Source organism: Rhizobium sp. NZLR1b (assembly GCF_019685155.1).
Taxonomy (GTDB): domain Bacteria; phylum Pseudomonadota; class Alphaproteobacteria; order Rhizobiales; family Rhizobiaceae; genus Rhizobium.
In genome coordinates, this window is sequence record NZ_JABDWC010000041.1 from 1 (window position 1) to 24,081 (window position 24,081).

The following is a 24,081-nucleotide window of genomic DNA, read 5'->3' on the forward strand; positions in this document are numbered from 1 at the left end:
AGTATAATGACCAAATTATTCAACGCCGTCATCTGCCCCTACACGATTTGATTTCGAACCACTGGCCCGCCGCATCAAACCCAGGCGCCTTGAGCGGGATCAAACCGTTGGCACCCATTCAAATCGGAGACTATTTCTGGCTTCTGGGCGTGACGTTGTCGTCGCTAACAAATGGATCAGCGTTCGAATCGCTCCAGCATCTTTTTCAGTTGGGCGTTTTGCAGTTGAAGCTTGCTCGTCAACTGCCCGCGGAGCGCCCTGATCTCTTCATCCAAGCTCCTCGCCTTATCGGAGAAGGTTGGTAAGGGAGAGGCCGGTGAAACGATTGCAACCGCTTCGGTTCTCTTGGCGCGGCTGCCGTGCTTGCGCGGCGCGCTTTCGGTAGTCTGGTCAAGCTCCGGAGCGCGGTGGGCGGCGGCGATGTCATTGCTACCGAATAAAGCCAGATCAGCGGCGTTCACTGGCTCGGCGTTTGCAATGTCGGCGGTATCCTGAACATCGTTTCCGAATTCTTCGGACGGCTCAGGCATTGCGGACGCTGGATCGGGTTGATTGCAAGGCTGTGCCTTTTCGTCTGACGGTCGATCAGCGGTGTTCAGGCTTTTCTCGGCAGCGGGTTCAGTTGGACCGCCAATTGCCAACATGTCCGGCTTCACGTCGTCGACCGTGACGATTTCTCGCCTCCGCATCAACCGAGCAAGAAATTTCAATGGAGACGCCAACTATTCGACCTCGCGTTCTTTCCCGCATGCAGGCTGCAAGTTCCGGCTTTGGCGACAGCCGTAACTGCCGCCAAATGCATAGCCCGATAGCCACGGAAATGCGGCTGCGACTGGCCGCCTGTTATTATCAATCGAGCTTAAGTCGCTTTCGCAGATCGGCATTCTCAGTGCGGAGTTGTTCGGCTAGCAGCTTGCGCAGTCTTTGGTTTTCCTGTTCCAACTGCAGGAGATCCGCCATCTCATCGCCCGCCGCCATCGGGGCCATCGTTACTGTCTGCGCAGGCCTCGTCGCACGTTTCACGGGCGCGCGCTTGGCACTGCTGACAGCTTCAGCCGACTTGGACTTGCGTCCCCTCTTCTGCCTTCCAGCCGCTACACTTGAAACTACAGCCGGTTCCGCGGGTACCTCGACGAGCACCGTTTCAGGGGCCGCCTTCTTGGCGCGGGGTTTACGCTGCTTCTTTGGCGCAAGTTCGGTTTCGACAACGGCCGGCGCATTCGTATTGGTCATCGTATCGCTTTCGTCGGCCATCATTGTCTCCTTTAAAGCCGATGCAGTTGTCTCCTGCCCGAGCGGCAGTGTCAACAAAGGCCCGGCCTGTTCTGATGCAGGGAAAGGCACTTCGCCGGTAGCTTCGCGCTCCTGCGGGCCGCCCGACAGAAATGGCATTGCCTCTTCCTCTACATCGCGGGCAACAGACTTAAGATCCATATTACCCCAGATGGAGTTGGCCTTGGGATCGGTCTTCCGCTGCCCGGATTTATACTCGACGGCAAAACTGCGTTGGACTTTTTTCATTTCAAGAGGCCTTGGGTGTGTCAACAAGAGGTCTCGGCTACGTGCTCAGCATCGCAAATAGCGGTTACCTGGACAGCAGTCTATAGAGACCAACAGCGTATCCGCCCACACATCCGAGTGCAGGATTTCCGTCAACGGATTCCATTAACGGGGCAGAGTAACAATCACACGGAGGATGAAGCCGTGCGCCTTGAAGGGAATCGAACCGTCGACCACGTCTTTTGAGGCGGCGCGGGGCATAAACGGTATTTGTGGGACTGGACCCTGGTCAGACAGGGCTGGTTGCGTTCGCTTACTTCACAATGCGATAGGCGATATGCCGAGCGAGTGGCGTGTCGAGCATGCTGGTGGGCTCAAGCTTGATCTGGTTGGGCAGCGTGTCGAACAGGCGACTCCCAGCACCAAAGAGCACCGGCACGATATGCAACTCGATCTCGTCGACAAGCCCGCCGGCCAGTGCTTGGCGAAAGACCTCGGCTCCGCCCATGAGGCTCACATCCTTGCCTCTGGCCGCCGACTTCGCCTGCTTCACCGCGTCGGGAATTGTCCCAGCCGCGTGATAGATTCCAGTGCTGTGCGAGGCGAGTAACGGCCGGTGGGTGACGACGAAAAGCGGCAGCTTTAACGGCCCCGTCGGCCCGTTCTCGTCCCAGTATGGGATCGAGTCGTCATAGCATTTGCGCCCGCAGATCACGCTGCCAACATTGCTGGTGAGGCGCTGCACATATGCGTCGCCCTCTCTACCGCTGTTGAAGAACCATTCGTGAAGAAATTCGCCGTTCTTGCCGAGTGGTTCCTCCCTGGTCTGGTTTCCTGCGGTAATGAAGCCGTCGAGCGACATGCTGATATTGAAAGCGACCTTGGTCATTTGCGTTCTCCGTGACCGATCGATTGAGGTTACGCCTTCATGACGAATGAGTGTCGGTCAAACCTACATCTGGGGCAACGAATAACTCGTCGCGGCCTCTTGAAGCGTCCGAACTCCTCTGTGATGCACGGCATCTATCCGCAGCAGATTCCGGCAGCCACGCAAGGTGAATGAAGCCGCTCCTAAAGACTGCTCTCCGCCCCTCCCCACTTCGGCTTGTGTGTTCCGGTCGATCCATTATGCGATGTTCCTGGCCTAAACCGTGAACGCCATTGCAACAAGCCGGGCGCTGGCCTCGAAAGCTATCGCCGTGCCAGACCCGTTGACCCGCTATCCCAGTGTTGTCAAAGCTGGTTAGAGCCGCGACGGTTCCAGCCAATTAGAAACGCGACACTTGTTCCTCGGATCAGCCCCCGATCCGACCGGCTGGGCCGGGTTGCTAGGGAGGAGCGGGGGCGGATGAGATGCCTTCTGGCGAGCCAGCAGAACACGCCCGTCCCATCCTCCCTTGGCCTCCACTTCATCGCGCGACACGAGATGTCCTTCCCGAAGTGATCGCGCCAGCGCTTCCCGTGGTCCGGTGAAATCAGGCTGTGTCGAGACCATTGTAACTAGCGATAGTAGTCGGTAGATCCGCTCCTCCGTTATCGAACCCACCCAAAGCGGGGTCTGCTCTCTATCCTCGAGCTTCATATCGGTTTCCCAAAGACGGAGAACGAGCCGCGCGGTCGACGGGGCCAGCGCGGTTGAGGACCGAACGAAGGCTATATCCGGTAGACGGCCGCTGGCAAAATGAGGCACCACCGGAACAACGGTGGTATCTGTAGACGCGGTGAGCCATTTAAGTACAGTGACTGGCGTCCAACCGAGGGATGGCCTCCAACCGTCCTGCTGCAAAAGATCCTGCAAACCCTGCAGGCTCCCCGCCCACTGGAATGTGAGCGGCTCTTCCACTTCGCCGGTGAGATCGACCCGACGGTCCGGAAGGGTCTGCCAACCAGTCGTCCACCAATCAGCAACGGCGAGCGCATGTATCGCGTTTTTGGCCGCGTACCGCGCAATATCAGTGGAGTGGCTGTGATAGATGTTGCCGGCGCCTGCAAGGATAATGGCTGCGGACGCGGTCACGAGCAGCGCTGAAGATCCTATTCGTTCGACCGGACGCCGCAGATAAAAGATGGCGAGCAGAATAAACCATGCGGATCCAACCGCCGCTCCGCCGGCCACATCGGAGAACCAATGTGCACCGAGGTATAGACGCGAGCACGCGATCATAAAGATAAGAACTGCGGCTCCCGTGCCGATCAAGACGCGCAGTGCTGGGCGAAGCTCGCCGGCGATCAGAAATGCAAGAAAGCCATAGAGCGCCATGTTCGTCGTGCTATGGCCGCTCGGAAAAGAAAACGCGCTCCAACCGGAATACAACAGCTCATCCGGTCTTGCCCTGTGAAGTGCCACCTTGATGACCGTATTGAGAGCCGACGCGCCACCGACAGCAGCCAGCCAGAAGGCAGCCGTGCGCCAAGCCCGCTTCCAAGCAAGCCATAGGAATATGACTGTGGTGACGACCACCACAACTTTGGTGTCACCAATCTCCGTGATGGCAACCATGATCGCATCGCCTAGCGGCGTGCGAACCTCCTGCAATGCGTTATAAATGGCGTGGTCTGCGAGAACCAGCGGATCACCATTGACCACATCTTCGAGAATGCCGAGGAACAACCAGGCGGCCCCGCCGAGTAAGCCAAGCATGATGGCGAGAACCCACGCTTCCGGGCGCGCCGGATCGAGCATGTCGCCGACACGGCGGCTGAGCCACGTGTTGCGGGTCTCAGACCACCTTCGTGCCTCTGTGACGAGAACCTCCAGAAGGGGAAAACCTCGCCTTAATACCCACCGCCCAAGACGCCACGTCACCCAACCCGTTGCGAGCAGAATGACTAAAAGGATTGCCAACGGCCTTGCTGCCGAGCCCAGAGCACCGAACGTTACACCGACGAGAACGCCCGGTAGAATGTGTGACGGTGCCCACACCAGGGCCGAAGTGATGTTGACCGAATAGAACCGCCTGACGGGCATCCCGAGCATGCCCGCGAGAAGCGGGATGAATGCTCGAACACCAGGCGCAAAACGGGCGATAAACACGCTCTTGTCACCGTGCCGCTTGAAGAAGGCTTCGCTACGCTCGATCAGCTCCGGGTATCGCTTTAGCGGCCAGAGGCAGAGAATCTCGCGATGGTATCGGTGGCCGAGCCAGAATGATAAGCCGTCTCCGACGATCGCGCCAAAAGTCGCTGCGGCCATCAAGGGCCAGAGGAGGAGAACGCCATTCGGCACTAGCGCACTTAAGGCAATTATGACCGCCGTGCCGGGGACAACGACGCCCATGATTGGGATCGACTCGGAGAGTGCAAGCAGGAACACTGCAATGTAGGCAATATGGGAATGCGCGCTCAGCCAATGGATCACCGATGAGAGAAACCCCGCGAGCATTGCCGGTAACCTAAAAGATTCGAGTGATCAGGCGGTCAGCTTTGGTGCCTTCGCGATATATTGCAAGGACCATGAGTGCTGCGATGACACCGGTCAGTGCTCCGCCGAAGACGTCGCTGGCGTAGTGGGTCCCGATGTAAATGCGGGAGAAGGTGACAAAGCACGCCGCCGCAAGGAAGGCAAATCCGGAGCGTCGGGCGCCGTGAAGGAGAAAAGCGGCCGCAATCGCAAAGGTCGCCGTTGCATGATCGGAGGGAAACGAAAAGTCGGCGCTCCGTTCGATCAGCAGGTTTGTTACTCCGCTGTCATAGGGACGAGCCCGGTGGATAAAGAGAAGAATGAGTTGGTTGAGGCCGAGTCCCAGCAAGAACGAGAAGCCTGCCGCCACGATGACATGCCGTATATGCGGCCTGTCAGACCCGCGCCACCATTGCAGGGCTACCGCCATCACCATGACCGGGACGCCGATACCGGAGATCCAGACCATCAAGTAGTCGATCGCAGCGCTATGTCCCGCCAATCCATTAATGGCACGAGTTACAGCTACGTCGAGTCCATACATTGTCACACTCCAGTTCAACCCTTGCAGCCCCGAAGACATCAATCTCGGCTAGTCAACTGACGCTTGGATATTGGTTGGATCTCCACCTGCGCTCGGATTGTGACAGCCACGAAAGCGGCGCCAGCAAGGAATGTCGCCGCGGGCCGGTGATGTCCCAAAGTGCGCTGTCGACCGCTTCAGAGTCCGTCGTTGGCGGCAATCAGCTTTTTGCCCTCACCCACCGCCAGCAGCTCCCCATCTTGACCGACGACGACCAATTCGTCACCTCCGTGCCGCAGGCTCATGAAGGCGACGATCGTGACGATCGCGGCGAGAAAGATTGCACTCGTTATGATCGTGCCGAGGCCGAGGCCGCCATATTGCGCGGGCTGAGACATCAGATCGCCGAACGAAGCTCCCAGGGGCCTGGTCAGGATGTAGACCAGCCAGAAGCCGAGTATCGGGTTGAGACCCAGGAAGAAATAGCCGATGCTGAGCGACAAGATGATCATCCCGAACAGGATGCCGGTCGCCAAATATCCAAGCGCGAACTTCTCGGCGACCAGATCGCCCGCCGCAGTGCCGAGCGCAAAGGTGAACAGGATAGCGAGCCAATAGAAGGCCTCGCGTCGATTGGTGAATATGGAGTGGATCGAAAGCGTACGCTCTGTCTGGAACCAGAGTAGGAAAGTCAGCGCCAAGGCGATCGAGAATGCGATGGTCGTATCCAGCAGCGGTACATTGAAGTTGTCGACCAGGTTGTCGGTAATCAATGTGCCAACGATGCTGATGAGCACCACCGAAAGCCAATAGGCGGCAGGAACATACTTCTTCTGGGCAAATTGCCAAACCAGTGCGCCGGCGAGAATTGCTGACATGATCAGCGATGTCGCCGTCAGTCCCAAGCCCATTTGCATGTTGAGATAATCGGCCGCCGTTTCGCCCATGGTAACGGCCATCAGTTTGATGAGCCAAAAGTCGGCCGTGACGCGGGGAACGCGATTGTAGACAACAGCTTTCGCGGTTTCTGTCGTAGCGGGCATGGCGAGTATCCTTGAATGGGCGATGAAACGTCTCGCGGTTGAGCGGCGCGAAGGGCGCGGAACAACGGTTCGCGTCGGCCTACTGAGATGGCTGGGCCGGATGATTGAGAACCGCCATAAGGGTGGCGAGCGTCTTGTTGACGTTGTCGGCCGACGGGGCCGATTGGCGTAGCGCCTTGAGCGCAGCATCGGAGGCAGCGTCGATGCTGTTCCAGTCGTTCGGATTCAGCGGACGGATTGCGCTCTCGGCCTGATCCCATGCGGTCTCGTAGTCCGTGATCCGCTTTGCGGCCGATGTCAGATCACCCTTGGCAGCGAGGGCCTGAACGTCGGCAACGATGGTCTTGAACGATGAGAGATCACCGAGGTCTGCCGTTTTGGCCGGCGCATTGTTGGCATAGAGTTCAAAACCCGTGAAAGCCGCCACCGGAGCAATAATGAGCGCGATGGCGAGAAAGATCTGTCTCATTCAAAAATCCCCTAAATTCTGGAACGCGTCACGCCTGCATCGGCTTCGGGGTGGTCGGCTGCCCCTCGCTGCCGCCGGCGCACTCTCCGTCTAGCCATTGGCGTTTGCATTGTCCGGCAATGACTACGCAGATACTATTAGCGGAGAATTAGAGCCGATGCCGGTGTGGGTCCTGACACGTAAGCAATCGGTCGCAATCGCGTACAAAAGCGGGGGCCGGCGGTGCCGCCGGCCCCCGCAAGCCTCACTTCTCCGGGGTCAGGTGAGAGACGACCGCCTTGCCGCCTTTGATCGCGAAGGTTAGCTGAACCTTCTCGCCGACGCGGAGTTTGGTATCCTCGATCCCTTCGGGCAGGGTATAGTTCTTGCCGTCCGACAACGTGATCGTATCGGCCTTCTTGCTGATCGCGGTGATCATGCCGGACGTCTGGGCAGCGAGTGCCGTGCCCATCGGTGCCAGCGCCAGTATTGCGGCCATAAGCATTTGTGGTTTCATTTCTTTCTCCTTTCATGGTTTCTGCCCCCAATCTGTAGAATTTTTCGCAAGGCAGCGCCGGCGCGGCCGATGCTTATTCGCCTCTCAACTTCTCGGTGACGTGTGCCCCGCTGCGCATCGCCTCGCTCGTCGCGGCCAGCAGAGCGGCGCTGGTCGCGGTGAGGACGAGGGCAGCGAAATAGCCCCAGGGCAACGAAAGCGACTCGGGTGGCGGGTCGAATACCCCAGTCAGCAGCTTGACGAGCACATGGGCTATGAGCGCTCCGGCCGAGAGGCCGAGAAGCATGCCGCCGCCGACTACCAATCCAGCTTCGCTCCAAACAAAGGCGCCAAGCTGCCGCGGCTTGGCACCAAGCGCGACGAGGATGGCGAAAGAGCGTTCCCGGTCGGCCAGCCCTAGCCCCAGGACCAGTCCGCCCGAGACGGCAAGCATGACCAACGCGAAGATCAGCTCAAGCCGCGTCAAACCGGCGAGGTCGATCGCTGTGAGGCTCGATCCGATCAAAGCAACGGCATCACCAATCTGACTGACCTTGAGCGCTGGCAGATCCGCGATCGCGCTTCGGACAGTTCGGGCGACCCGGGCCGGATCGCCGTTCGATCGGATCAGGACAATCTCGCTTCCCGCGGAACCGGTCTGTTGCGCAATGTAAGCTGCGTTGGCGACCAGAAACGAATCCCTGGGCGCCGTGGGGAATTCGCGCACCACGCCTACGATGTGAAAAGGCACGATGTGGTATTGGTGATCAGCCGCGTTTTGCAGACGAAGATTGATGCTGTCGCCGCGACTGAGCTGATAATCGTTCACGGTCTCCTGCGATACGAGCACGCCATCGGATGTTCGTGCGAGATCGGCGAGCGTCGCCCCGGCGTCGCCATTGGCGAAATAGGCATCGGACATCGCTGTGGCTGACCCGATGCGCGCCGGATCGATACCATAGAGATCCTGAAGGTCCGTTCCAACGTAAGCGTATCGATGTTGCATCGGCTGGGCGGCCAGCACCCCCGGCAGCTTGGAAAGACGATCGAATGCCTTGGATGCGGGCTCGGCGGGTGTGCCCGTAACGGTGACGTCGGCGCCATTGGTGAGCTCGGCGTCGATCCGGGCCTGAGCCTCGTAGGTCGCGTTGAAGATTGCGGTCGATGCCGCGAAAGCGAAGGCAAGCGCTGCAAGGCCTACGCCAGCGGTCAGCCGCGGGCCCTGCCGCCCGAAGGTCGCGGCGATGACATCCGCGAGAGAACCGGCGACAGGTCGCAGGCCTCTGGCGATGACCGACCGGCCGTGCTGCAGCCCGGCCCCGACCAGCCGCACGGCAAGCAGCGCCAACCCGCTCCATAGGAGGACAGGAGGCAGGAAGGACGTGTAGTCGACCGCCGTCGCTGCCACGCCCTCCGGGGCAAGGACGACTTGGTATCCGCTCGCCGCCGACCGCCAGTAGAACGCGGCGGCTAGCACGAGCAACACCAAGTCGACATAGCCGCGACTCCAGAGCGGCGTCCGGTGCTTGCCGATTGACCGGCGTGCGGCGGCAACCGTCGAGCCGCGAGCGTCGCGCCAAGTGGGGATCAGGATCGCCGCAAGAGAAAGCGCCACTCCGGCCACGACCACCGTGCCGAGCAGGGCAACGGCTTCGCTGCGCAAGAGCGCCACCCCAAGGATGAGGTATCCGGCCACAGCTCCGACGAAAATACCAAGTAGCGAGCCGCCGATGCCCGCGACAGCCGCCTCGACCGCGGCAAGGCGAAGAACAGTGTCAACCGTCGCTCCGCGCAGCCGCAGCAACGCTTGGTCGCGGCGGCGCCTGTCCCGTCCGGCGCCTGCGACGGCAAGTGTGAGCAGGACAGCGAGGATGACCCCTGGGGCGCCAAGGAACAGGAAGACCAGCCGCGCATAGAGGGCATCCTCGCGCACGGCTTCCAGGCGAGCCGCCAGATTGTTTGCAAGCAGCGCCGCACCGGCGGCGCGGGCCTCGAAATTTTGGCCGCGCTCGGTCGCCCATGTGCTCGCGGCAAGCGGATCGGATGGCAGGTCGTGATGATCGAGCCTGATGTGGAACTCGCTCCGAACGGTATCCTGCCGGCCGGCGCCTTGCTGCTGGAACACCTGCTCCCACTGAGACATCGGCAACAGCAAAACGTTGTCGGGCGGGGCTTGTGGTGCGGCGCCAGGCGGGACACCGATCGCCTGAAACATCGCATCGGCGTTCGGCAAATCGACGATGCCGGCGACCGTCACGCTGATATCAGGCGCTTGGTGGCGGTGGATGGTGACTTCATCGCCCAACGAGATATGCAGGTTGGCCGCAGTTTGCTGCGCCACCAGGACACCGTCGACCGATCCGAGCAAGCGCCGGATCTGGGCCGGGAACTGGCCAACATAGCTCGCTTCCATGCCGAGTACGGTGCCGCCGCCCGTGGTCTGGACGGTGCCCCCAGTGTTCGCCTCGAAGCCGGGCACGTCGGCATAGCCGACCAGCTGCAAAGCGGCAACCGGCGCGGCAGAGCGGATTCCGGCCTCGACCGCGCCACCATCTGCCCCCGGCAGTAGCTGGACCTGCCAGTCGACGGGAACCTGGGCGATCGATCGCGCGGTCATCTCGGCCGCGCTGGACTGCAAAAAGGTACCCAGACACGTGACGAAGGCAACGGTCAGCGCGACACCTCCGATGGTGCCGACAAGGCGACCCGAACGGGTTCGGACAAGTCCGATCAACCAGTGCTCGTACATTCGGTCCTCGCGCCCATAATCTCGAATTTGCCGTGTCGCATCCGCCAGATGCGGTTCATCTTTGCAGCCACACGCTCGTCATGCGTAGCGATGACGATGGCGCTCCCCGACTGCCGACCCCAGGCGAGGAGCCTGTCGACCAGCATGGCGCCGCCCGCCTGATCGAGTTGTCCCGTCGGCTCGTCGGCGACGATCAGTTGCGGACTGGTCGCTACGGCCCGGGCTACGGCGATCCGCTCGGCTTGGCCGCCGGAGAGCTGTTCCGGCAGCTTTGCCGACAGGGCTTCGACCCCAAAAGCGGTAAGCGCAGCCAGGGCCCGCGCCTCAGCTTCGGCGCCGTTGCTAAGAAGGATCGGTAACTCGACGTTCTCGGAAGCAGTCAGCGCGGGCATCAGGTTTGCCGACTGGAAGACGACGCCGATCCGCTCCGGGCGCAACGTGTCGGGCGGACCGAGCCCGGGCCACTCGATTCGGCCGGAGCTTGGGCGATCCAGCCCGGCGATCAGGTTCAAGAGTGTCGTCTTGCCACAGCCAGAAGGCCCGATGATTGCGACAGTCTCACCTGCGTCAATTCTGAAGGAGCAGCCCTGGACGGCCGAGACAACCCCCCGCTCGCGCTGAAAGCTGCGCCACAAATCGGCAGCAATGACCAATGGCTTAATCATGTGCGATGCGTCCGTCCCGGATATTGATAATGCGATCGGCGCGGGCGGCGAGCGCGCTGCTATGGGTGACGACGAGAACGGCTGTACCAGCGCGGCAAATGTCGATGAGGCGATCGATGACACGCTGTTCCGTTGCTGCATCCACCTCGGCGGTCGGCTCGTCGCAGAGCAGGATCGACGGCTTTGCCGCGAGAGCGACGGCAAGTCCGGCTCGCGCCGCTTCGCCGCCCGAAAGATGGGCGGGCAACATGTCGGCGAGACCGTCGAGGCCGAGATTGCCGAGCAGGCCATCGATTTCGCCAGGCCGGTCGGAGCCGGATATCTGCATCTGGAGACGAACGTTGGCCCGCACCGTCAAATGCTCGAACAGATTGGCGGACTGCATGAGCATGCCGAAATGGCGGGCTCTCAGGCGAGCCCGATCGGGTTCCGGGCGCCGGGTCATGCGCTCGCCGAGGATCGACACTGTGCCGCCATCCGGCTCGTCGATGCCGGAAAGACAGGCAAGCAGTGTCGACTTGCCGCTACCCGACGGGCCTCGCAATACCGTGAATTCCCCACGCTCAAGTGTCATGGTGACCCCGCGCAGCGCCACGACCTCGTCGTCACCGGTGTGAAAGAAACGGTAGAGCTCGGTTGTCTCCAGCACGGTCATGCGTTCACTTCCATTGCAGCGAATTGGAGATCAGCTGCCACTGGTCGACGTTATCCGCGCCGGCCGGCGCAGCCAGATCGAGGGTGATCGTCTTGCCGCCTTTGAACAGAATGAAACGCTCGTGCTCCAGGCGGATCTGCTTGTTCGTGACCGGGTTTGCCGCGGAATTCGACTGGTAGCTGATGCGAACAGCCGGTCCGGCCACGAGCTTCACGGCCTTGACCGCGGTGACCTTGACGGCGTGCCCGGTTTTCTCGAGCTCTGGGACTTCGCCAGCCCGGACCGAGGCAACCGTCGGAGCCGCATTCGCCGTCCCCAGCGCAGCGTCGATTTCATCGTATTTGTCGAAGAACCGAACGCTGGCGCCGCTCAGTTTCCGCGACCATCCCTCTGGCACTTTCAAGCTGAACCCATCCGGCGCGGTGTAAACCACAAAGACTTGGTTGTCGGGAATGTCGCCCGGCGGGTTCGTTTCAGGCGCAACGAGTTTTTCCTGCGCCGCGGCTGGAAGAAGTGCGCCAGATGCCACCATCAGCAGCGTGGCGAATGCGGCGGCGATCCAACAACGAACGGTCATGACTGAGACTCCTTTGCAAACCAGCAAGGGCATATGACGCTCGTAGAATTAGGAGGGTCTTAGGCGGCTGCTCGCCCCCAAGCCGAGCGACAGCGCCGGTTCGTTTCGGATGCGGCCCATGAATTGCGCACGCCTCTCTCGGCGCTCCAGATTCAGCTCGACAACCTTCGGCACGACGACCGCGATGGCCGATTTGCCCAGGGGTTGTCCGAGCTGGAGGCCGGCATCGGCAGGTCCACAAGCCTTGTAAACAAGCTCTTGCGCCTCGCCCATTACGATGCCCGCGAACCTGCGCCGAGCCCGCGGCCGGTCGACCTCGCCCAGCTTGCTGTCGACACGATCGCACGCCTGACCCCGCTCGCTGGCAGCCGGTCGATCGATCTTGGCATTACCCGCCGGGATGAGGCCGTCACGATCGGCGCGCTTGCGGATTTCGAAATCATCCTCGACAATTTGGTCGAGAACGCCGTGCGGTACACACCGTCGGGTGGAACCGTCGATGTCGCGGTGGAGGTCACCGGAGAAGAAGCACGGATCGAGATCCGCGACACAGGACCCGGCATCGCCGAGGACGACATGACACGCGTCTTCGAGCGGTTCTTCCGTGCCAACCCTCACGATAGCGAGGGGAGCGGCTTGGGGCTGGCGATCGCCAAGGCGGCAGCCGAAAGACAAGGGGCGCGGGTCGCGCTCTCCATGCGCCAGGACCGGCCCGGCCTCATCGCTTGCCTCGTTGTACGGCTGGTCCCAATGAAGGCGTCGCGTTAGTTCCCGCCTGACAAGTATGATGCGGTAGAATGCGAACGGATTGATTACGATGATTGAGTGAGAAAATGCAACGGATCTAGTTTCGTTGAGGGTCGTCGACATCGGGACGGCGCAAGCGTCCCAACTGAGCAGCAGCGGATACGCGCTGCGCCTCAGTCGGAACCTTTTTTCTCATCCTTGATCCGCCTGAAAGCTGGTTGAAAGCTTGGGCCAGCTATCTTCGCCCTTATCGCAGAGGAGCGCGTAGCCATCGTGGCGACGTAGGTGCGATACGAAAACTCAGGAGGAGACCCCATGCGTTCTACACGCACGTTATTCAGTTCAGCTGCACTGTCTGTCGTCATGCTCGCGTCGATGCTTGCAGCAAATTCTGCGCATGCAGCCGGCAAGATCACGCTGATGGTCGGCGGCTACGAAAAGCAGATCTATCTACCCGCAAAACTGGCTGAAGGCCTCGGTTACTTCAAGGATGAAGGCCTCGATGTCGAGCTTCTGAACGAACCGGCCGGCGTTGATGCGGAGAACCAGCTTCTGGCCGGCGCGGTCCAGGGCGTTGTCGGCTTCTATGACCATTGCGTCGACCTGCAGGCGAAGGGCAAGTTCGTCGAATCGGTCGTCCAGTTCAGCCAGGCTCCGGGCGAAGTCGAACTCGTCTCGGCCAAGCATCCGGAAATCAAGTCCGTCGCGGACTTCAAGGGTCATAGCGCCGGGGTCACCGGTCTTGGTTCCTCGACTAATTTTTTGACCCAGTACATGGCCAACAAGGCCGGCCTGAAGTCCGGCGACGTCACCTCCGTTCCGGTCGGTGCTGGCGCGACCTTTATCGCCGCCATGCAGCAGGATGCAATCCAGGTGGGCATGACGACCGAGCCGACGATCTCCCGTCTTCTGAAGACCAAGGAAGCAACCGTCCTCGTCGACATGCGCACGATGGATGGTGCACGCCAGGCGCTCGGGGGTACCTATCCCGCAGCCTCGCTCTACATGGAAACCTCATGGGTCGATGCCCACAAGGACGATACCCAGAAGCTTGCCAATGCTTTCGTGAAGACGCTGCGCTTCATCAATACACATTCCGGCGCCGAGATCGCCGACAAGATGCCGAAGGATTATTATGTCGGCGACAAGGAAGGTTACGTCAAAGCGCTTGACGAAGGTAAGGCGATGTTTACCGCCGATGGCGTGATGCCGGAAGATGGTCCGAAGACCGTTCTCTCTGTTCTCTCTTCCTTCTCGAAGAATATGCAGGGCAAGCAGATCGATCTTTCGAAGACCTACACCACGGAATTCGTCAAGAAGGTCATGTAAGCGGCTTTTCAGATCCGCCTCCGGCACTTCGCCGGGGGCGGGCATGGCCCCGGCTTCGCGTGCGAGCCTCACCAACGCGCGTCAGGAAAAACCAATGTCAGACATCAACATTCGGAAGCCAGCAATCGAGCTTCTCAATGTCAGCAGGCGCTTTGTCTCTCCGACAGGCAAGTCGCTGACAGCGTTACGCGATTTCACCATGTCCGTGGAAGAAGGCGAATTCGTCGCTGTCGTTGGCCCGACCGGCTGCGGCAAATCTACTACGCTTAACCTGGTAACGGGGCTTGCGCGGCCGAGCTCCGGCGAGGTCAGGCTGATGGGCGGACCCGTCGACGGTATCGATCCGCGCGTCGGCTTCGTCTTCCAGACGGACGCGCTCTTTCCCTGGAGGAATGTCATCGACAACGTTATGGCCGGCCCCCTGTTTCGCGGCAAGAGCAGGAAGGAAGCAGAAGATAGCGCCAAGCGCTGGCTTCAGCGCGTCGGCCTTTCAAAGTTTCTGCATCACTATCCGCATCAGCTCTCCGGTGGTATGCGCAAGCGCGTCGCGCTGGCGCAAACCTTCATCAACGAGCCGGAAATCCTGTTGATGGATGAACCTTTTTCGGCGCTCGACGTGCAGACCCGCACCGTGATGCACGAGGAATTGCTGAGACTGTGGGCGGAACGAAAGGCTTCGGTCGTTTTCGTGACCCATGATCTGGAGGAAGCCGTCGCGCTTGCCGACAAGGTCTATGTGCTGACAGCCGGCCCAGCCACGGTCAAGTCCGTCTACACGATCGATCTTCCACGCCCGCGTGTCGTGTCGGAAATTCGCTACGAGCCCCGCTTCATCGACTATTGCAAGGCGATCTGGGAGGATCTCCGCCAGGAGGTCGAGGCCAGCTATCGCCGTTCCAGCGAAGCTGCATAAGGAGACAAGCATGGCAAACATTATCGCAGACAACGTGCCGGCCGTCGTCTTTCGCCCCGGCACATCGGATTCCGAAATCGAAGCCGCCGCGCTTGGCGCGATCAAGAGACGTAAGCAGCAGGTTCTGTCGCTGCAGATCGGGATCTTCGTCGCGGTTGTGGCACTCTGGCAGCTGTCATCCAACCTGCTTTGGATCGATCCGTTTTTCTATTCCAGCCCGAGCGACATTATCTTCCGTCTCTATGATTGGGCGGTCAACGGCACCAGTGAAGGTTCACTTTGGTATAACCTTTGGGTGACGATGGAAGAGGCTCTGATCGGCTTCTTCTGCGGCTCCATTACCGGTGTCATCGTCGGCGTAAGCCTCGGTCGCAACCGTTTTCTGTCGGATGTTCTGTCGGTCTATATCAAGGCGATCAATTCCATCCCGCGAGTGGTTCTGGCACCGATCTTCATCATGATCCTCGGCCTTGGCCTGCCATCCAAAGTGGCGCTTGCCTTCATCATGGTGTTCTTCGTCGTGTTCGCCAATGCGTTCCAGGGGGTTCGTGAAGCCGACCGCAACATGATCGCCAATGCGAGGATCCTTGGTGCTTCCGATTGGCAGGTCACGCGGGCCGTGATCGTTCCTTCGGCCATGAGCTGGATTTTTGCGAGCCTTCACGTCTCCTTCGGCTTTGCCATCATCGGCGCTATCGTCGGCGAGTTCGTCGGCGCCCGCTTCGGCATCGGCCAGCTAATTTCAATCGCCAAGGGCACCTTCGACGCAGCGGGCATGTATGCCGCGATCGTCCTTGTGATGATCGTGACGCTGATCGCGGAATTCATAATGACGCAGATCGAAAACCGCTTGGCGAAGTGGCGCCCGCAGCAGAGCCTCGATATTCAATAATCGCCCCAAGGACAGCACAAGGGAACACCGACGCCCCCCGGCGCCGGTGTTTTTATATTGGCAGGATCTGTTCGATCAGGATCTGACAGCCGGAATCCGGACCGTCAGCAGCAGCCCTCCGGTCGTTGCGTCGCTGAGCGAGACATTTCCGCCGGCGCCGTTCACCACTTCGCGCACGATCGCCAATCCCAGCCCGCTTCCTTCAGCCTGTGTTCCGATAACCCTATAAAACCGCTCGAACACATGGTCCCTTTCCGGCTCGGGAATGCCGGGGCCGCTGTCCTCGATCTGCAGAACGGCCTGGTCACCCTCTCGCGTGGTCCTCACTGTCACGGTCCCGCCAGGCGGGGTATAGCGCAGAGCGTTATCCACGAGGTTGACGACCATCTCGCGCAGCATCGTGCCATCGCCCTCCACGACAATCGGCTGCTCGTCGGCCTCGAGGCCGAGGTCCAGACCACGCCCCAATGCTTCCTCTGCATGATATTCCAGGACCTGGCGGACGGTTGCTGCAAAATCGATCCTGTCGCTACGAGGCCGACGGCTTCCTGGCTCGGCACGCGAGAGCGTCAGCAGCTGGCTTGCCAGTCGTGTCATCTGGCGCGTGCTGGTTCGCAGGGACTGCAAAGCCTCGTCGCGCCGCGCCGGGTCGATCTCGCGCGCCGCCACGCTTGCCTGCGTCGCAATGAGCGCGAGGGGCGTGCGCAATTGGTGTGCTGCGTTTGCGACAAACCGCCTCTGTGCCGCGATCTGGTTTTGCACGCGCTCCATATGGTCGTTGAGCGTCGCGACAAGGGGGCGCAGTTCCGTCTGCACAATGTCAGGCGACAGCGGATCAAGCCGCTCGCGCCCCCGGTCGCGAACGGCGTCGCGCAGGCGCAGAACCGGCGCCAGGCCGCGCTGCAGACCGACAATCGTGACAGTTCCAGCAAGCAGTACGAGGACCAGCTGTTTGCTAAAGTCAGAGAACCAGAGCCGGTCCCTCATCGCCGTCCACCCGTTGCGGGTCGCCGCGACGGTTACCGAGATATCGCCATCTTGCTTCAACCCGACCAGAGGGTGGTAAAGCGTCAGCAGGCGCACCGGGCTGTCGTGAAAGACTGCTTCTTCGCCGATCCCCGGCCCAGTCGATTCCGGGAGGTCTGGAAATCCGGCGACGAGATTGCCCCAGGCCGTGTTCACCCGGTAGAAAACGCGGTCCTGATAACCGGTATCGAACATTTCAAGCGCCGCCGGCGGTATATCGATCTGTGCTGCTCCGATTTCGTCGACGGTGACATCTTCGGCAATGACGCGCGCCGAGGCCATCAATGTCTGGTCGAAGATAAGGCTAGCCGTCGCATTGGCTGTGAGGAAGCTGAGGTAGAGATTAATGCAGATCGCGCCGATGAGGGTCAGAAACACCCATGTCAACAGCTGGATGCGCAGACTTGCGCCGAGCAGCCGGGTGGTTTGCCAAGCGCCTTTTCCGAGACTTTTGACGTTTTCACCCAGCATGGCGCAACATGTAACCAAGGCCACGGAGCGTTGCGGGCGGAGCTGCCCTCGAGTTTCTTGCGCACGCGATGGACGTAGATTTCGATCGCGCTTGCGTCCGCCGTGTCGTCGAAGCCGAAGACGCTTTCCAACAATGTTGCCTTTGCGACCGTCGTGCCGACCTTCAGGACAAGGAGTTCGAGTACCGCATGTTCTCGCGGCGTTAGAACCAGCGTCTCGCCCGCCAGAGTGAACTGGCGCGTGCCGCCGTCGAAAATTAGGTCTCCGATGGCTATCTGGGGCGCTGCCCGGTCATGGCCGCGCCGGACAAGCGCGCGGATGCGGGCCTCCAGCTCCGCTATTTCGAAAGGTTTGGCAAGATAATCGTCCGCGCCGCCATCCAGCCCGGCGACCCTGCCGTCGAGGCTGGCATTGGCGGTGAGAATGATAACGGGGACCTTGTTGCCGGCTTGTCGGAGCCCCTTGAGCAGTGTCATTCCGTCAATTTTCGGAAGCGACAGATCGAGAATGAAGACGGCATACTCCGCTACCTTCAGGAGATGCCCCGCGTCTTCGCCATCATGTGCGGTATCGACCGCATAATTCGCCTGCTTGAGCGCCTTGGCAAGCCACGCCGCTAACTCATGATTGTCTTCGACCAGCAGGATTTTCATAGGAGGACACTACTACAAATCATCCGGGAATGTCGCGACGTTAGAGGTATCTGCTCCTAGCATATAAGAAAAGATGGCACAGTTGATGAGACTTGTCGGAGAACTGAGTTGGTAGAGTCCTTCCAAATTTCATAGGGCCATCACTTGTGCATGAATTTTCGCCTCGCAGCCCGCGCGACGCTCTCGGCCAGGATCAGCAGGCATCCGATGATCAGTATGCCGGCGCCGATTGAGCCGCCGAGCAGCCCCCATTTCACTGAAAAGCCGACGGCGATGATCAGGACTAGCGCCAAAAGGGCCAGTGCGCCGTCGTCGATGAACATGCCGACGAGTTCGTGGATGGCGATTTTGAGAATGTTCATTGGGCAGGTTCCATATGCGCGTTGTGGTAGCGGCGAAGCACTTTGACGGCCACCAACGAGAAGAGCGCCAATACGCCGAAGATTGGCAGCAGCGAGAGATCGGCCCCCGGCCAATCCGTGCCGATGCCTTCACCCACCCAGAAAATACCAAACGCACTCAGCATCAGGCCAACCACGAGTTTGAGCGTGTTTTCCGGAACGGTCGAGAGCGGCTTGTGGACGAAAAGGCCGATAAGGAGAACGAGAAGGCAGGCCGCCAACGCCCCCAGGCTCGCATAGCCGAGCATGCCGGGCCGTGCGCCGGTGGCGATCACAATGAACACCACCTCCACCCCTTCGAGCAGGACGGCCTTGAATGCTACAACGCCGGCCAGAAAGTCTGCCCTGCGGTTGTCCGCCTGCCGACGAAGGCTGCCCGTCTCCTCGGCAAATGCCATTTCCTCGTCATGCAGGGCGATGAAACCAGAAGCACGCAAAATGGCTTTTCTCAGCCAGCGCAGGCCGAACAGAATCAGCAGCGTGCCGATGACGAATTGCATAATGTCGATCGGGATGAGGCCGAGCAGCGGCCCCAAGACCAGCACCAGAACGGCGAGAACGACAAGCGCCAGGCCCATGCCCATGAAGGCCGGCCGCCAACTCTGGGTCACGCCGACCGCAAGGATAATGGTGAACGCTTCGACGACCTCCACGAAGGAGCCTAGAAAGGCTGCTGTCACCGTGGAGATGATACTTGTTATTGTTGTCATGATTAGTGTCCGTGTTTAGTCCAGGAGAGTTCGGAAATCGATGTGCACGAGGAACCTGCAGGCACCAGCAGCGTCCGTCAAATGCGCTGTCGACCACCTCGCGGGTCAATGGCGGACAGCCATCTTCCTGCCGGCCGATAAAGTCGTTTTGCAGCTGGCCACAAGACTCTGCCAATTAATTCAAATAGATAACACGCCACATTCCTCCGGATGCAGCAACATGGCGACGGTGCCATTTATATCGCGCTTCGTCGCCGGTGAGAGTCCACAAACTTCTGCGGCGCCGCCTGTTATGGAGAACGTCGCGTTCCATATGCGTATTTATAGATTGTTCTTGATACGAAACTTATAGGCAATACGCCTTGGCGCCGCACCTTGGGGCCTTTCTATGCATCGTCTGAGCATAAGGTCGAGTCTGCTGCTGGCTTGAGATTGTGATCTAGGCGCGATCGTTTCCGTCACCACCTGCCACAACAATGCTTTAAATCGCCATTCACATCGGCAGCATTTGCCGACACGAGAAGCGGAGGGAACGTGCGTATTCTGCTTGTTGAAGACGACAGCATTCTCGGCTCATCGCTGAAGAGGGCGCTGGAGAAACATGCCTATGGAGTCGACTGGATGCGCGACGGCCAGTCAGGTCTTGAAGCGGCAGAGCACTCGCATTTTGCAGCCGTCATCCTCGACATCAACCTTCCGGTACTAGGCGGCATCGGCGTCCTCAAAGGCATAAGGCGGAAGGGTAACACGGTCCCGGTCCTGCTCCTGACAGCTCTCGATGCCGTCAGGCAGAAGGTGGAAGGGCTCGACGAGGGCGCCGACGACTATCTGATCAAACCCTTTGACCTTGACGAATTGCTTGCACGCCTGCGCGCCCTCATCCGTCGCCGCGAAGGCCGGGCCGAAAGCATCTTGCGGTGCGGTAATATCGAGGTGGATCCGGCGGCGATGGTGGCGCGCAAGGGCAGTCTGCAGGTTCACACCACGGCCAAGGAATTTCACCTGCTCAAGCTCTTGATGGAGCGAAGTGGTCGCTATGTGACCAAGAACGATATCGAATACGCTCTCTACGATGCCAACAGCACCGTCGAAAGCAATGCCATCGAGGTGACGATCTACAATCTGCGCAAGAAGCTCGGAACCGATTTCATCAAATCGATCCGTGGCATCGGTTACATGATCGAGCGATGAGCCAGTCAACCCTCACACGCAAGATTTTCTTCAGGATCGCACCTGTCGTGGTGGTGACGATTATGGTGATCGGCGCTTTCGCCTTCAACAGTGGCACACGCGAGATCAACAACATCTATGATGCGCAGCTCATCAACGATGCAAACGTCTTGTGGCGATTGTTGCATAACCGGCTGCAACATTCGCTCGACCGCACGCCGCAACAGGTCGACGATATCGATTTCAGCATGGACAATCAGCTCGCCTTAAATGAGGATGCTGACGACTACGCCGACGCGCACATGTTCCGCGCCTGGGTAGACGGCAAGATCATGTTCTTCAGCAGCACTGCCTTTCAGTCCGACGTGCCACACCAGCAGGCGGGTTTCACGAACCTGAGCTATCGCAACGAGGACTGGCGCGTCTATTCGCTGCCGATCCCGGATTCCGGAATCGTCATGGAAGTCGGCGAGAAGATCTCGCTACGCCAGACACTGGTATCCAACATCTTGTTGAACCTCTTCTTTCCATTGCTCGTCTTGGTACCGGTGATCGGCTTCTTGATCTGGCTCGGCATCAATAGCGGCCTGCGCACCATCCATGGACTGGTCCACCAGATTCGAACCCGTTCCCCCGACGACCTTTCAGAAATACCGGTCGGCGATCTGCCTAGAGATCTCTTGCCGCTCGGCCGTTCAATCAATCAGCTTCTCGGCAAGCTCGGGCGCTCGCTGACGCTGGAAAGGCGCTTTTCGGATCTCGCCGCCCATCAACTGCGTACGCCGCAAGCAAGCATCAAACTACTCTTGCAGATGTTAGATGGCACCGACGACGAACACGAGCGCAAGGCGATCATTGCCGATCTGGTCACCAGCAACAACCGGGCAACCCATCTGATTGAGCAATTGCTGCGCCTTGCGAGGGTAAGCCATCATCCCTTAAATCCGATGCCTGTTCGTCTCTACCATCTGATGGCATCGACGCTCGCGGAAGTCGGCAACTTTATCACCAGCCGCAAGCTCGATGTCTCTTTGGTCGGTCCTGAATCGGCTGAGGTGAGGACGGACGCATCGCTGCTGCAGATGATGGTCGGCAACCTCCTGGACAACGCGATAAAGTACACCCCACCCAGCGGTCGGATCGAGGTGGTTCTCGCCCCGGAGGCTGACTTCTGGCTGATTTCAATCAGTGACAGCGGACAGGGAATTCCGCCCGATGAACGTGAGGCCGTCTTCAAGCGCTTCTATCGTCTGGACACCCTCAGCGCCGAGGGCGCCGGCCTCGGGCTTGCCATAGTCGCCGATACCGCGGATCGTCTTGCGGCATCGGTGAAACTTTCGACACCTGTCTGGGGACAGGGCTTACGGGTGGAGCTGCGACTGCCGAAGACCTGAACCCGGACCGATATCTCCCGTTCCCGATCGAAGCCCTGTAGAAACTGACCACGCTCTCAAAGCGCGGCGAGAATCGCAGGCATTTCAGGACGCGGCGTCCCGCATATTTCATTTTCGCATCATTTTCCCTTCAGTCCTGCCTCATCGACGCCCGGTAAACACCGCCGCAGAGAGTTCGAAAGGGCATTTGATGCAGGTCTTCTCCGATTTTGACGGCACGATTTCCATTCAGGACGTGACGGACATCGTACTGTCGAACTTTGCCGATCCCGAATGGGAAGAGATCGAAAAGCAATGGAAGGACGGCCTGATCGGATCGGCCGATTGCATGCGCCGGCAGATTGCCCTCATCCGCGCAAGCCGCGGCGACCTCGGCGCACTGCTCGATACGGTCGCGATCGACCCCGGCTTCAAGTCTTTCCTCGACGATTGCCGCCTGGCCGGCCTGCCGGTGAGCGTCGTTTCCGACGGCGTCGACCATTTCATCCGTCACGTCCTGCTGCGTAACGGCATTGCCGATCTTGCCATCATTGCCAACCGCCTTACCTGGCGCCTCGTCGACGGCCGCGAGGCCTACGCCCTGTCGCCCGCGCTCACGGCGGCCGGTTGTTCGTCGGGTTCGGGTGTCTGCAAATGCCATGTCATCTGGGGCATCGAACCACACATCTATATCGGCGACGGACGAAGCGATTTCTGCGTTGCCGGCATGGCCGATCTCGTCTTCGCCAAGGACAGGCTTGCCGATTACTGCACCGACCGTGGCATCCCCTTTATCGGCTTTGCCGACTTCACCGATCTGCGTTCCAAGCTGAAAGCAGTCCTTCCGGGCATCGCGCGCCAAGGCCGCGCGGTCCCCCAATCCCAAATCGCATGAACCAGACGAAGAGGCATATGATGAACATTGTGAATGTCGAAACCTTCACCGAAAAGTCCCCGCTGTCCGGACGGTCGGAGGCCGAGCTGCGGCTGATGGAAGAAGCCTATTGCTCGCATGGCGATACGGTCCATTACGCGGCGGAGCCGAAATTCTTCGAGGAATGCGAAGGCTCCTACCTTTATGACGCAAAGGGGACGCCATTCCTCGATCTGCAGATGTGGTATTCGGCCGTCAATTTCGGCTATCGCAACGAGAGGCTGAATGCCGCCGTCCATCGGCAGCTCGACCGGCTGCCACAGGTCGCCTCGCAATATCTGCATCGCGAGAAGGTCGAGCTTGCGACGATGATCGCGCAAGATGCCGAGCGCAAGTTCGGCCGCAAGGGGCGCGTTCATTTCAATGTCGGCGGCTCGCAGGCGGTCGAAGATTCGCTGAAGCTGGTGCGCAATTATACAGGCGGCAAAAGCCTGATGTTCGCCTTCGAAGGCGGCTATCACGGCCGCACCCTCGGCGCCTCGGCCATCACCTCCAGCTACCGGTATCGCCGCCGCTTCGGCCATTTCGGTGAACGAGCGCAATTCATCGAGTTTCCCTATCACTTCCGCGGCCCGAAGGGCATGTCGAAGGAAGAATACGGAGAGCATTGCGTGCGCAAGTTCGCGCGCCTCTTTGAAAGCGAGTATAACGGCGTCTGGGATCCCAAGGTCGGCAGCGCCGAATATGCGGCCTTCTATATCGAACCGATCCAGGGCACCGGCGGCTACGTCATCCCGCCGATGAACTTCTTCACCGAACTCAAGAAGGTCCTGGATCAGCACGGCATCTTGCTTGTCGTCGACGAGATCCAGATGGGCGTCTACCGGACCGGCAAGCTCTGGTCGATCGAACATTTCGGCGTTCAGCCCGACGTTCTCGTCTTCGGCAAGGCGATCACCAATGGGCTCAACCCGCTGTCGGGCGTCTGGGCCAGGGAGGAAATGATCAATCCGACGGTCTTCCCGCCCGGCTCCACCCATTCCACCTTCGCCAGCAACCCGATGGGCACGGCCGTTGCGCTCGAAACCATGAAGATGCTGGAGGAGGAGGATTTTGGCGCCGCGATCATGGCCAAGGGCGCCTATTTCCTCGATGGCCTGAAGCAGCTTCAAAAGCGTCATGCGATCGTCGGCGACGTCGACGGCCTCGGATTGGCTCTGAGATGCGAGATCTGCAAGGAAGACGGTTTCACGCCCGACAAGGCGACGATGGACTGGCTTTGCGACGAAGGCATGAAGGGCGACCTCCAGGTCGGCGACAAGGTCTATGGCCTCGTTCTCGATGTCGGCGGCTACCACAAAAACGTCATCACCCTGGCGCCGAACCTGCTGATCTCACGCGAAGAGATCGATCTGGCGCTGACGCTGCTCGACCACGTCTTCACCCGCGCGGCCCGGAGGTAGCAC

At 59.9% G+C, this 24,081-nt stretch carries 23 protein-coding genes and 2 pseudogenes; 9 read left to right on the forward strand and 16 right to left on the reverse strand.

Translation table 11 applies throughout. The annotated features are described in order from the left end of the window. Positions 1–176: 176 nt before the first annotated feature. From HJB84_RS32395 to HJB84_RS32450, 12 genes are all read right to left on the reverse strand, one after another. Entirely contained in the window at positions 177–710 is a 534-nt protein-coding gene (locus HJB84_RS32395) for a hypothetical protein (protein ID WP_259671232.1), read from the reverse strand. A gap of 139 nt (positions 711–849) precedes the next feature. Beyond that, positions 850–1,521, reverse strand: a complete 672-nt coding sequence (locus tag HJB84_RS32400; RefSeq protein ID WP_221117881.1) for a transcriptional regulator — start codon at positions 1,519–1,521, stop codon at positions 850–852. 292 nt (positions 1,522–1,813) lie between these two features. Next, positions 1,814–2,389 carry a dihydrofolate reductase family protein gene (locus tag HJB84_RS32405; RefSeq protein ID WP_207586131.1) on the reverse strand — a complete coding sequence of 192 codons (576 nt, stop codon included), beginning with the start codon at positions 2,387–2,389 and terminating at the stop codon, positions 1,814–1,816. A gap of 354 nt (positions 2,390–2,743) precedes the next feature. Beyond that, entirely contained in the window at positions 2,744–4,882 is a 2,139-nt protein-coding gene (locus tag HJB84_RS32410) for a bifunctional DedA family/phosphatase PAP2 family protein (RefSeq protein ID WP_221117882.1), read from the reverse strand. Between the two features lie 10 nt (positions 4,883–4,892). Continuing rightward, the gene (locus HJB84_RS32415) at positions 4,893–5,444 is read right to left on the reverse strand and encodes a phosphatase PAP2 family protein (protein WP_207584473.1); all 552 of its coding nucleotides are present in this window, start codon (positions 5,442–5,444) and stop codon (positions 4,893–4,895) included. 176 nt (positions 5,445–5,620) lie between these two features. Then, a complete protein-coding gene (locus HJB84_RS32420; protein ID WP_207584472.1) occupies positions 5,621–6,466 on the reverse strand; it encodes a hypothetical protein in 846 nt (281 codons plus the stop codon). Positions 6,467–6,545: 79 nt separating this feature from the next. Next, positions 6,546–6,935: a hypothetical protein gene (locus tag HJB84_RS32425; protein WP_207584471.1), complete on the reverse strand. Its 390-nt coding sequence runs from the start codon at positions 6,933–6,935 to the stop codon at positions 6,546–6,548. 244 nt (positions 6,936–7,179) lie between these two features. Then, positions 7,180–7,431: a DUF1344 domain-containing protein gene (locus tag HJB84_RS32430; protein WP_207584470.1), complete on the reverse strand. Its 252-nt coding sequence runs from the start codon at positions 7,429–7,431 to the stop codon at positions 7,180–7,182. 73 nt (positions 7,432–7,504) lie between these two features. Then, positions 7,505–10,159: an FtsX-like permease family protein gene (locus HJB84_RS32435; protein WP_221117883.1), complete on the reverse strand. Its 2,655-nt coding sequence runs from the start codon at positions 10,157–10,159 to the stop codon at positions 7,505–7,507. Then, positions 10,141–10,824, reverse strand: coding sequence for an ABC transporter ATP-binding protein (locus HJB84_RS32440; protein WP_207584468.1), 684 nt, complete (start codon positions 10,822–10,824; stop codon positions 10,141–10,143). Before HJB84_RS32440 ends, HJB84_RS32435 begins: the two co-directional genes overlap by 19 nt. Further along, positions 10,817–11,479, reverse strand: a complete 663-nt coding sequence (locus HJB84_RS32445) for an ABC transporter ATP-binding protein (protein ID WP_207584467.1) — start codon at positions 11,477–11,479, stop codon at positions 10,817–10,819. Before HJB84_RS32445 ends, HJB84_RS32440 begins: the two co-directional genes overlap by 8 nt. Positions 11,480–11,483: 4 nt before the next feature. After that, on the reverse strand, positions 11,484–12,089 hold the full coding sequence (locus HJB84_RS32450; RefSeq protein ID WP_246762811.1) for a hypothetical protein: 606 nt from the start codon (positions 12,087–12,089) through the stop codon (positions 11,484–11,486). A gap of 69 nt (positions 12,090–12,158) precedes the next feature. Between HJB84_RS32450 and HJB84_RS33910 the strand changes: the two are divergent. The 5 genes and pseudogenes from HJB84_RS33910 to HJB84_RS32470 all read left to right on the forward strand — a co-directional run. Next, a pseudogene (locus HJB84_RS33910) lies at positions 12,159–12,326 on the forward strand (histidine kinase dimerization/phospho-acceptor domain-containing protein); the annotation flags it as partial. Continuing rightward, positions 12,315–12,824: a cell wall metabolism sensor histidine kinase WalK gene (locus HJB84_RS32455; protein WP_259669690.1), complete on the forward strand. Its 510-nt coding sequence runs from the start codon at positions 12,315–12,317 to the stop codon at positions 12,822–12,824. The pseudogene HJB84_RS33910 and the gene HJB84_RS32455, both read left to right, overlap by 12 nt. 294 nt (positions 12,825–13,118) lie before the next feature. After that, positions 13,119–14,132 carry an ABC transporter substrate-binding protein gene (locus tag HJB84_RS32460; RefSeq protein ID WP_207584466.1) on the forward strand — a complete coding sequence of 338 codons (1,014 nt, stop codon included), beginning with the start codon at positions 13,119–13,121 and terminating at the stop codon, positions 14,130–14,132. Positions 14,133–14,226: 94 nt separating this feature from the next. Next, positions 14,227–15,045, forward strand: coding sequence for an ABC transporter ATP-binding protein (locus tag HJB84_RS32465; protein WP_221117884.1), 819 nt, complete (start codon positions 14,227–14,229; stop codon positions 15,043–15,045). Between the two features lie 10 nt (positions 15,046–15,055). After that, on the forward strand, positions 15,056–15,937 hold the full coding sequence (locus HJB84_RS32470; protein ID WP_221117885.1) for an ABC transporter permease: 882 nt from the start codon (positions 15,056–15,058) through the stop codon (positions 15,935–15,937). Positions 15,938–16,012: 75 nt separating this feature from the next. Here HJB84_RS32470 and HJB84_RS32475 read toward each other — a convergent pair whose 3' ends face one another. The 4 genes and pseudogenes from HJB84_RS32475 to HJB84_RS32490 all read right to left on the reverse strand — a co-directional run bounded on the left by HJB84_RS32475 (position 16,013) and on the right by HJB84_RS32490 (position 19,198). Next, entirely contained in the window at positions 16,013–17,434 is a 1,422-nt protein-coding gene (locus HJB84_RS32475; RefSeq protein ID WP_221117886.1) for a sensor histidine kinase, read from the reverse strand. Continuing rightward, positions 17,424–18,087: pseudogene (locus HJB84_RS32480) on the reverse strand (response regulator). The gene HJB84_RS32475 and the pseudogene HJB84_RS32480 overlap by 11 nt, the downstream one beginning before the upstream one ends. A 140-nt stretch (positions 18,088–18,227) precedes the next feature. After that, entirely contained in the window at positions 18,228–18,449 is a 222-nt protein-coding gene (locus tag HJB84_RS32485; protein WP_207584461.1) for a hypothetical protein, read from the reverse strand. Continuing rightward, on the reverse strand, positions 18,446–19,198 hold the full coding sequence (locus tag HJB84_RS32490; RefSeq protein ID WP_221117887.1) for a COG4280 domain-containing protein: 753 nt from the start codon (positions 19,196–19,198) through the stop codon (positions 18,446–18,448). The genes HJB84_RS32485 and HJB84_RS32490 overlap by 4 nt, the downstream gene beginning before the upstream one ends. Positions 19,199–19,732: 534 nt before the next feature. Here HJB84_RS32490 and HJB84_RS32495 point away from each other — a divergent pair. The 4 genes from HJB84_RS32495 (at position 19,733) to HJB84_RS32510 (ending at position 24,078) form a co-directional block, all read left to right on the forward strand. After that, positions 19,733–20,389 carry a response regulator transcription factor gene (locus HJB84_RS32495; RefSeq protein WP_221117888.1) on the forward strand — a complete coding sequence of 219 codons (657 nt, stop codon included), beginning with the start codon at positions 19,733–19,735 and terminating at the stop codon, positions 20,387–20,389. Continuing rightward, positions 20,386–21,762 carry a HAMP domain-containing sensor histidine kinase gene (locus tag HJB84_RS32500; protein ID WP_221117889.1) on the forward strand — a complete coding sequence of 459 codons (1,377 nt, stop codon included), beginning with the start codon at positions 20,386–20,388 and terminating at the stop codon, positions 21,760–21,762. Before HJB84_RS32495 ends, HJB84_RS32500 begins: the two co-directional genes overlap by 4 nt. Positions 21,763–21,952: 190 nt before the next feature. Further along, a complete protein-coding gene (locus tag HJB84_RS32505) occupies positions 21,953–22,636 on the forward strand; it encodes an MtnX-like HAD-IB family phosphatase (RefSeq protein WP_221117890.1) in 684 nt (227 codons plus the stop codon). A 20-nt stretch (positions 22,637–22,656) separates the two neighbouring features. Next, the gene (locus HJB84_RS32510) at positions 22,657–24,078 is read left to right on the forward strand and encodes an aspartate aminotransferase family protein (RefSeq protein ID WP_221117900.1); all 1,422 of its coding nucleotides are present in this window, start codon (positions 22,657–22,659) and stop codon (positions 24,076–24,078) included. Positions 24,079–24,081 lie beyond the last annotated feature (3 nt).

Coding starts and splice junctions, on each gene's coding strand:
- HJB84_RS32400 (WP_221117881.1), bottom strand. CDS start 1,521: ATGAAAAAAGTCCAACGCAGTTTTGCCGTCGAGTATAAATCCGGGCAG.
- HJB84_RS32405 (WP_207586131.1), bottom strand. CDS start 2,389: ATGACCAAGGTCGCTTTCAATATCAGCATGTCGCTCGACGGCTTCATT.
- HJB84_RS32410 (WP_221117882.1), bottom strand. CDS start 4,882: ATGCTCGCGGGGTTTCTCTCATCGGTGATCCATTGGCTGAGCGCGCAT.
- HJB84_RS32415 (WP_207584473.1), bottom strand. CDS start 5,444: ATGTATGGACTCGACGTAGCTGTAACTCGTGCCATTAATGGATTGGCG.
- HJB84_RS32420 (WP_207584472.1), bottom strand. CDS start 6,466: ATGCCCGCTACGACAGAAACCGCGAAAGCTGTTGTCTACAATCGCGTT.
- HJB84_RS32425 (WP_207584471.1), bottom strand. CDS start 6,935: ATGAGACAGATCTTTCTCGCCATCGCGCTCATTATTGCTCCGGTGGCG.
- HJB84_RS32430 (WP_207584470.1), bottom strand. CDS start 7,431: ATGAAACCACAAATGCTTATGGCCGCAATACTGGCGCTGGCACCGATG.
- HJB84_RS32435 (WP_221117883.1), bottom strand. CDS start 10,159: ATGTACGAGCACTGGTTGATCGGACTTGTCCGAACCCGTTCGGGTCGC.
- HJB84_RS32440 (WP_207584468.1), bottom strand. CDS start 10,824: ATGATTAAGCCATTGGTCATTGCTGCCGATTTGTGGCGCAGCTTTCAG.
- HJB84_RS32445 (WP_207584467.1), bottom strand. CDS start 11,479: ATGACCGTGCTGGAGACAACCGAGCTCTACCGTTTCTTTCACACCGGT.
- HJB84_RS32450 (WP_246762811.1), bottom strand. CDS start 12,089: ATGCCCTTGCTGGTTTGCAAAGGAGTCTCAGTCATGACCGTTCGTTGT.
- HJB84_RS32460 (WP_207584466.1), top strand. CDS start 13,119: ATGCGTTCTACACGCACGTTATTCAGTTCAGCTGCACTGTCTGTCGTC.
- HJB84_RS32465 (WP_221117884.1), top strand. CDS start 14,227: ATGTCAGACATCAACATTCGGAAGCCAGCAATCGAGCTTCTCAATGTC.
- HJB84_RS32470 (WP_221117885.1), top strand. CDS start 15,056: ATGGCAAACATTATCGCAGACAACGTGCCGGCCGTCGTCTTTCGCCCC.
- HJB84_RS32475 (WP_221117886.1), bottom strand. CDS start 17,434: ATGCTGGGTGAAAACGTCAAAAGTCTCGGAAAAGGCGCTTGGCAAACC.
- HJB84_RS32485 (WP_207584461.1), bottom strand. CDS start 18,449: ATGAACATTCTCAAAATCGCCATCCACGAACTCGTCGGCATGTTCATC.
- HJB84_RS32490 (WP_221117887.1), bottom strand. CDS start 19,198: ATGACAACAATAACAAGTATCATCTCCACGGTGACAGCAGCCTTTCTA.
- HJB84_RS32500 (WP_221117889.1), top strand. CDS start 20,386: ATGAGCCAGTCAACCCTCACACGCAAGATTTTCTTCAGGATCGCACCT.
- HJB84_RS32505 (WP_221117890.1), top strand. CDS start 21,953: ATGCAGGTCTTCTCCGATTTTGACGGCACGATTTCCATTCAGGACGTG.
- HJB84_RS32510 (WP_221117900.1), top strand. CDS start 22,657: ATGAACATTGTGAATGTCGAAACCTTCACCGAAAAGTCCCCGCTGTCC.